The organism is Nostoc cf. edaphicum LEGE 07299 (assembly GCF_015207245.1).
GTDB lineage: Bacteria > Cyanobacteriota > Cyanobacteriia > Cyanobacteriales > Nostocaceae > Nostoc > Nostoc edaphicum_B.
This window is the reverse complement of sequence record NZ_JADEXF010000092.1, coordinates 1-8,613: the sequence shown is the minus strand read 5'-3', so window position 1 is coordinate 8,613 and position 8,613 is coordinate 1. Positions and strand designations below refer to the sequence as shown.

Below are 8,613 nucleotides of genomic sequence, written 5' to 3'. Positions count from 1 at the left end.
GATTAAGGGGGGTAATAGTGCGATCAAAATCACAGTCAACTACTTTTTAAGCAACCTCTTAAGCTGAGTGAGCGCTAAAAACGAAAAATCAAAGTTTTCAGGCACATTTTACAAGAAGAATTAGGGATTTTTAGAATAGTAGGATAGGTTCATTGTGTTGCTCATGGAAAAAGCAACAGTTGCAAGCAAATCAGGATTACCCCGTCCTTGAATCGGTTGTAAAATTCGCACAGCGACGACAAAGCTAAGAAGAATAATTTTTGTTTTTTCACTGTAAGTCCCAAAAGAGTGCTGAATACTCAGCACTCTGTCCATCAAGCAAACCATTCACATTCAGTTAAAAATCGAAGGTTGTGCGAAGCACACCCACATACTGCGTATCATTTCTGCTATCGTTTTCCGGGTTGAGAATCACCCAAAAACCAGGAGTAACTGAGATGTTGTCATTTAGCCGATAACGATAAAATGCTTCGATATGGTAAGCGTTGTCCCGGTCTTGACGGACATCGCTGTTAGAGACATGAGGTGGTATACCAAAGAGAATTCCTGGGAGATTGCCTCTACCACCCACATCGGGAAACGACACACCAACCGCCCCAAACCAGACATTGGCATTGGCACCATTGTTCACAAATAGAGAATCTGATCCACCCCTACCATTGGAAATATCACTCAAACCAGAACTCTCGGCATTTGCCCAAATATATCCACCCCAAGCGTGGACTTGGAAATTCGGGGAGAAGCGATAGTATCCCTGTGTGCCTACAATATCGTTGGAAGTAGCAATGTTGTTGCCAAAGGGAGCATTTGACAGGACACTACCCGTCCCAGCAGAGATATCGACTACTCCACCAGGGCTATAGCCATGAGAGTAGGCAATACCGATCGCTCCTTGCTTACCATAATAGGCTAAGTGCGCTAGGGCGTTGTAGCCGCCATCAAACAAGCCGTTGCTCCCCGATGGCACATTAGGACTGCTTGCTAAATAGCCCAAGGTGAGAACCAAGTCTTGGGTAATGTTCCAGTTAGCCGCTGCACCACCGCCACCTCGCCGGAATAAGGGACTGTACGATCCAAAAAGTGAGGGAACCCCATTACCATCATCAGCAATTGTGGGGGGAGTAACGGTGGTGGAAATGTCGGTGTAACCAATGCCTGTAGGCCCAACAACGAAGTTAAGGGATTCACTGACTGGGAAGTAATAACGGATGTGGGGGACAAAAAGTGTCTCGTTGCTGCCATAATCAAAGTTCAGGCGTGTCATCCCTGTGCCTGTGGCTGCGGCAATTTGGCTTGCACCATTAGAATTCGTAAAGTTACCAAATTCTAGCCGAACTCGCAATAAATCTTTGCCAGTGAAACTGCTCTCAAAGTTGAGACGACCCCGATTTGCAAAGTAGAGATTGGATTCATCATCTTCCCCACCTACTCTATTACCAAAGGTATCACTAACGGCGGTGATAATTTGAGCATTCAACCTAGTAGTAGTAGAAAACTGCTGCGCCTCCAATGTTGCTGTCTGTGCTTCTAAGGCATCTACTCGTCCGCGCAGAGTTGCCAGTTCTGCGGCAAAGTCTTGCTGCAACTTTTGCATCACTGCCAAATCTTGCTTGTTAACCAAATCGCTAGTAGCTGTGGCAATTAACTCATTAATCCGATCCAAACAAGCATTTAAACCTGCGGCAAACTCATAACGAGTTAAGGCACGGTTCCCGCGATAAGTGGAATTGGGATAACCTGCAATACAACCGTAGCGTTCCACTAAAGATTGCAATGCACCAAACGCCCAATCGGTTGGTTGTACATCAGAAAACTGGGAAACAGAAGTGACTTGTCCCTGCAAAGTCCGATTAGCATCTGCTGCATTAGGATCGTCTTCTGGAGGTGCTGCCCAAACTGCTGGAATTGCCAAAAATAAAATAAAAAAGCTAGGAAAAATAGTTTTTAGCATTGATTTTTTAATTGAAAATGGTTGAATTATCAGCTTGTAACGAAAGAAATTATCCTCGAACCAAAGTATGAGCTAATCAACATTACATTACATATTTTTAAGTTGGAGTTTTAGCTCACTTCAAGCAACGTTATGAATTTTTAGCTCATTGCTGCTTTTAATAGCTGCTTCTATAATTTTCATTACATTAATTCCGTCTTCGGTGGTAACAGCAATTGGCTGATTACTAACAATAGATTTAACGGCGCATGAAATACCATACCGGATAAACCAGAAGAACAAAGAGCCGTATTGATAGTTTCCATCTTTTTAGTGATTGACTGAAGCGAGAGTTTGTATTTAGTTGTTGTCTGATATTTTCTCCAAGATGTACGCTCAAAAATGGGAATGCAGACTCATTAAGTGAATTAGGAAAATACTGGATTTATAAACACACTCCTACATATTATTCAATTAGCTTGTCGTCATCAGTTGTGAATGTTCCATCTAGTAGTCTGTCCCAAAAGTTTTGAGAGGTTAGTGGTGTTCAGATCCCCGACTTCTTGAAAAAGTCGGGGATCTAGCAGCCCCGTAAAATTAATGGGACAGACTATTAGTACTCCACCACATTAATTTTGAGAAGTTCGTAGTGGGTGACTCTAGCCCTAATCTAAGCACTAAAGTGCTTACTACAAACTCCTTTAACTATGTAACCTCATGTCCGGCTAATTAGTTATGATTCCCAAATCTATGCAGAAAGCCTAAAAAACCCTCCCCTCTGCGGTCTTAATGATAAGTCTTTAACCGGACATGATATAACCTCACAGGTGCAGAGGATACAGAGATACAGATTACGAATTACGCGCAGCAGTACTAGATGGCTGCCAATTACATATCTTCTAACTCAATTCCTTTGGTTTCTTTAATAAAAAAGAGAATGAAAAAGAATGAGGTAGCTGCTGCAACTGTATAGAGTCCATAGGCAGAACCTAGACCGAAGTATTGCAGTATAGGAGGAAATGTTGTGGAAATGATAAAATTTGCAATCCATTGCATAGCAGCAGCAACTGAAAGTGCAGCAGCTCGAATTTTGTTATTAAACATTTCTCCCAACAGCACCCAAACCACTGGCCCCCAAGAGAAACCGAAGCAAAATACATAGAGGTTGGCTGCGATGAGAGCCATAGTCCCGGCGCTTCCGGTAAGATTGGGGTTCCCAGCAGCATCGAGGGGAGCATTGCCAAAGAGATAAGCCATCGTCCCCAAAGTCAAGGTCATGCCAATCGACCCTACTATAAGTAAGGGCTTGCGACCAAATTTATCTACAAAGGCGATCGCAATCAGTGTTGTAATAATGTTGACGGCTCCTGTAATCACCGTAATTGATAGGGAATCTTTTTCGGAAAACCCAACGGCCCGCCACAAAACGCTGCTGTAGTAGAAGATTACATTAATCCCAACAAATTGCTGTAATACAGATAGGCCTATTCCTATCCAAACAATTGGCAGGAGTCCACCACTTCTGCTTAAAAGGTCAGAAAACTTAGGCTGGCGTTCACGAAGCACTGTCTGCCGAATTTCTTCGATTTTTGGCAGCACATCACCTCCCAAAATCTTGGTCAGAACGTTAGCAGCTTCTGGTTCTCGTCCTTGAGCAACCAAGTACCGGGGAGATTCGGGAATCATTAAAGCGGACATTCCGTAAAGTACGGCTGGAGGAATTTCTGTCCAAAACATCCAGCGCCAAGCCGCGATACCAAACAAAAACGGCGACTCGGCTGAACCTGCTGACACAGCAATAAAGTAGTCGCATATCAGTGCAATGAAAATTCCAACTACGATCGCTAATTGTTGCAGAGATCCTAATCTTCCTCGCAAATGGCTGGGAGAACACTCGGCGATGTAAGCTGGGGCGATTACACTAGCAGCACCGACTGCAACCCCACCCAATAGCCGCCAAAAGATAAAATCCCAGATTCCAAACGCAATCCCGGAGCCAATGGCGCTGATGGTAAACAACACGGAAGCCGCTATCATTGCCTTGACTCGACCATAACGGTCTGCGATTTTGCCTGCATAGAAGGCTCCTAGCGCAGATCCCAACAATGCCAGTGACACAGCAAGGCCAGTTAGCACACTATTGGCATTAAAGGCTTTGGCAAGAGCGCCAACTGCACCGTTAATCACAGCTGTGTCAAAACCGAACAGAAAACCGCCGAGGGCAGCAGCACCAGCAATTAAGATGACATAAAATGTGCTGGATTTACGACGAGTAGTAGTGGTAGACATAAGTTTTTTATATATTGGGCATGGGGCAGAGGTGCGGAGGGGCAGAGGTGCAGAGGGAGGGGAAAGACTTACTGCAACTGCTCCCCTGCTCCCCTGCTCCCTTGCCTCTCTGCCTCTTTTTCACCGTCTAGAACGTCTGCGTAACCGATCGATCGTTACTGCCAAAATAATTACTAGTCCCTTGACGACTAGTTGCCAGAAGTAAGATAGGTTCAACAAGGTTAAACCGTTGTTGAGAATCGCAATAATCAATGCACCTAGAAGAGTGCCGCCAATTGTGCCAATACCGCCTGTAAAGCTGGTTCCACCTAGAATAACAGCTGCGATCGCATCTAATTCGTAACCCTGACCTAATACGCCACTGGCACTATAAAGACGGCTGGCGCTCATGATTCCTGCTAAACCTGCCAGTAATCCGCTAATACCATAGACGAATAGCAACACCCGATTAACTTTAATCCCTGTTAATCTGGCTGCCCGCTCGTTACCACCAACGGCATATATCTGCACTCCTAAAACAGTTTGCCGCAGGATAAACCAGCTAGCTATCACACTCAGTAGCGCAATTATCACTAGCCAAGGAATGGGGCCGATATATGTATTACCCACCCAAGCAAAATTTATGTCAGGGTTAATCAGGGTTGTACCTTTGGCAATCAAGAAGGCAACACCCCGCAAGGCTGTAAGTGAACCCAAGGTGACAATAAAAGGTGGCACATCCAAGAAGGTAATGAGCGCACCGTTGAGTAAGCCTAACAGCAATCCTGCAAGCAACGCAGCAGGTACAGCCGCCCAACTTAAAGCCGGTAGTAGCGATACCAGCAATGCAACTACCGCAGAAACAGCTAAGATTGACCCAACTGAAAGGTCAATACCGCCGGTGAGAATTACAAAGGTCATTCCTGTCGCCAGCACAATATTGATTGATGCCTGACGCAAGATATTGACGATGTTAGCACCGGTGAGGAAGTTGGGAGAAAGGAATGCAAATAAGATGCAGATAATTACTAAGATTGGCAAAATACCCGCAACTTCCAACAGGGTGCTGATTGATTTCCGGTTGCGAGCTGCGGGATTGTTGGCTGATTTATTGATAGGCGGTCTGACTGTCTGACTCATAATGCTGATACCTCCGATGCTCCAGTTGCGTAGTGCATAATCTTTTCTTGGGTGATTTCTTTGCCAAGACTGCCATCCAGTTCGCCTACCAGCTGTCCTTCTCGCATCACTAAGACGCGATCGCTCATGCCGACAATCTCCGCTAGTTCGCTGGAAACCATTAAAATAGCAACACCTTGCGCTGCCAATTCGCTCATAATTCGGTAAATTTCGCTTTTGGCACCGATATCTACGCCCCGTGTTGGCTCATCTAACATTAGTACTCTCGGTTTAATGGCTAACCAACGCGCTAGCAGTAGCTTCTGCTGATTACCACCAGAAAGATCCAATGCTCTAATTTCCAAATTGGCTAGGCGGATATTAAAGTTTTCCACCGCTTCTGTTGACAGGCGATTCACTGAAGGCCAGTTAACAATTCCAGCTTTGGCATCTTGCTTGAGTGTGTTGATGGCAATATTCTTGCGGGCGCTCATCTCCAGAAATAAACCTTGGTCTTTGCGGTCTTCTGGAACGTAGCCAATTCCTGCTGCAATGGCATCACTGGGCGTATTAATTTCCAGTTTTTTGCCATTCAAGAATACTTCGCCACTAGCCTTGCGGTCTGCACCAAAAATCAGCCGGGATAGTTCTGTGCGTCCGGCACCAACCAGCCCCGCTAAACCAACAATTTCTCCAGCATGAACTTTAAAACTAGCCGGCTCAATCTTCTTTCGGGCGTCGCTCATATTTCTGACTTCCAGCACGACTGGCCCAGGATTCGTTTGCCGTTGATGTTCGTAAAAGTCTTGCATGGAGCGACCAACCATCATCTGCACCAATCGCTGTGGAGAAATTTCACTGCGTGTGAGACTGCCAATATATTGACCATCACGCAACACGCTAATCCGGTCAGCTAGGGCATAGATTTCTTCCATCCGATGGCTGATGTAAATAATCGCAATACCATCACGGCGCAGTTTGCGAATTACCTCAAATAAATGGTCGCTCTCGCGGTCAGATAGGGCTGCTGTTGGTTCATCCATCACCAAAACGCGGCTTTTATCCTTCAGCGCCCTGGCAATTTCCACTTGCTGCTGTTCGGCAATGGACAAAGTACCAACTATTGTCTGGGCGGTAAAATTAGCTCCAAGGCTGTCCAGCACTTCTTCTGCTTCCAGTTGCATCGCTTTGCGGTCTAAAAGCTGACCTCGCCGCAACTCGCTACCCATAAACATATTTTCGGTAACGGTTAAATTCGGTGCAACATTCAATTCTTGATAAATGAGATTAATACCCGCTTTGCGTGCTGTCGCTGGGTCGGTAATTTTTAAGGGTTGACCATTGATGCGAATTTCTCCTTCGTCGGCAATGTAAGCCCCTGCCAGGATTTTCATCAATGTGCTTTTGCCTGCTCCGTTTTCACCCATGAGGGCGTGAACTTCTCCTGGGTAAATCGTGAGATTAACATTTTGGAGCGCAGATACACCATGAAATCGTTTTGTAATTCCTTGCATTTCTAACACTGGGGTGCTAGTTGGTGTATCAAAACGTGAGGTTTCAATATTGGTTGTCATGAGCAAAACCTGTAAAAACTATTTAAAATTCGCGTAGGCGCAGCCCGCCGTAGGCATCGCGCGATTGTAAATTAGAAACTAATAAACTCATATTTGATTGTTCGCAAAATCATGTTTTAAAAGCTGACTACTAGTTTGAAAATAGCGAATGGGAAAGAGATATTTTCATACTTGGTTGTTAACGTTATAGAAGTTTTTGGGAAAGTCTAACTGCTATAAATAGACACTCAAACTTTCCACTAATGCACATACATAGCGGTTCTCAATTCGGTACAGCAGAGTTTTAACCTCTTTCTAAACCCATCTTTCTATTAAAAAAAGACAGGAATAGAGATGAGGTTTGGTATTAATTTAAATGTAAAACTGTCGGACATTTTAGGTATGTGCAAAAACTTTACAAATGCGCCAAAGGAGTTATATCAAAAGACATAATTCTCAATTGCAAATTCAGAATTTTTATTACTCCCAGCCTTTTTCAGTGCTGACATTATCTTTTGTAATCAACTTAACTGGAATCAGAATGGTTGGATTAGCAGGTTTCTTACCATTTAAAATGTCGTTGCCAACTTGAACTGCTTTTTGGGCCATTCCTCGCGGATTTTGAGTAGCAGTTGCGGCATATAAACCATCTTTATTGGCGATCGCAGTTATTGCTTCTGGCGCACCATCAACCCCGACAATAAAGAAATCTTTACGTTGTGCTTGGTTCGCTGCTAGTTCTGCGCCAAGTCCACTTGGATCGTTAATGGCAAAAACAGCATCAATCTTCGGAAAGGTTGTGAGTAAATCAGTCATAACTCTCAGTCCTCCATCCCGGCTACCATCTGCATTCTGGTTTTTAGAGAGGATTTTGATATTGGGATATTTGGATAATACATTTTCGCAGCCACTAACTCGCTGAATTACTGAGTCCACTGGCGGCCCGTTAACTATTACTACATTGCCTTTACCTTTGAGGCGGTCAGCAATATATTTGCAACTAACTTCTCCAGCTTGGACATTATTAGTCGTGATGGTTGCATCCACACCTCCCTCTGCACCTGTGTCTACAGCAATGACAATTCTACCTGCTTTTTTTGCTCTTTGAACTATTGGTCTAATTCCATTTTTGTCAGCAGCATTTAAAACAATGATGTCAGTATTCGCAGCAGTAAAATTTTCAATTTGGTTGGCTTGTTGGTTGAGGTCATAGGCACTAGAAGCTATAATCACATTGACATCTTTTCCGCCAATTCTCTTCGCTTCTGCCTCAACTGCTTGTCCCATAACGACGAAGAAAGGGTTACTTAGATCGCCAACGGTGAAGGCAACCGATCGCAACTTTCTATTCCCAGTGTCGGTTTTTATTTCTGCACTAGTATTGGTAGCAGGTTTAATATCAGTGTTAGTAGCAGTGTTGCTATCGGGAGAACCATTTGTACAGCCGACAAGTCTACCACTAATGATACCTAGTATGCTAGCTGCAATTACAATCTTTTTCACATTCATATATCTCCTAAAAGTCATTTTGATTTACACCGAATTTGGAACTGATGTATTTTTTTTAACAGATCAAAGATTCTAACCCTTCCGTATCAAACCTTTTTCTGTATGTTGTAATTACGAATTACGAATTACGAATTAAAAATTACCAGCCTTTGTAGCTGCTAAGGTTCTCTCTAGTAAGCAACTTGACTGGAATCAGAATATTTGATGATTCAGGTTTTTTACCCTGGATGATAT

5 protein-coding genes are annotated in these 8,613 nt (G+C 44.0%); all 5 read right to left on the bottom strand.

Annotation, left to right across the window (positions count from 1 at the left end):
- Positions 1-337 precede the first annotated feature (337 nt).
- Complete coding sequence (locus IQ229_RS04445; protein WP_194041641.1) at positions 338-1,951, bottom strand: iron uptake porin; 1,614 nt, start codon at positions 1,949-1,951, stop codon at positions 338-340.
- An 867-nt stretch (positions 1,952-2,818) separates the two neighbouring features.
- Positions 2,819-4,219 (bottom strand): sugar porter family MFS transporter, encoded by a 1,401-nt coding sequence (locus IQ229_RS04440; RefSeq protein WP_194041639.1) that lies wholly within the window; start codon positions 4,217-4,219, stop codon positions 2,819-2,821.
- 120 nt (positions 4,220-4,339) lie between these two features.
- Positions 4,340-5,338 carry an ABC transporter permease subunit gene (locus IQ229_RS04435; RefSeq protein ID WP_194041637.1) on the bottom strand — a complete coding sequence of 333 codons (999 nt, stop codon included), beginning with the start codon at positions 5,336-5,338 and terminating at the stop codon, positions 4,340-4,342.
- Complete coding sequence (locus tag IQ229_RS04430) at positions 5,335-6,891, bottom strand: sugar ABC transporter ATP-binding protein (protein WP_194041635.1); 1,557 nt, start codon at positions 6,889-6,891, stop codon at positions 5,335-5,337. Before IQ229_RS04430 ends, IQ229_RS04435 begins: the two co-directional genes overlap by 4 nt.
- A 459-nt stretch (positions 6,892-7,350) precedes the next feature.
- Positions 7,351-8,379 carry an ABC transporter substrate-binding protein gene (locus IQ229_RS04425; protein WP_194041633.1) on the bottom strand — a complete coding sequence of 343 codons (1,029 nt, stop codon included), beginning with the start codon at positions 8,377-8,379 and terminating at the stop codon, positions 7,351-7,353.
- Positions 8,380-8,613: the final 234 nt, after the last annotated feature.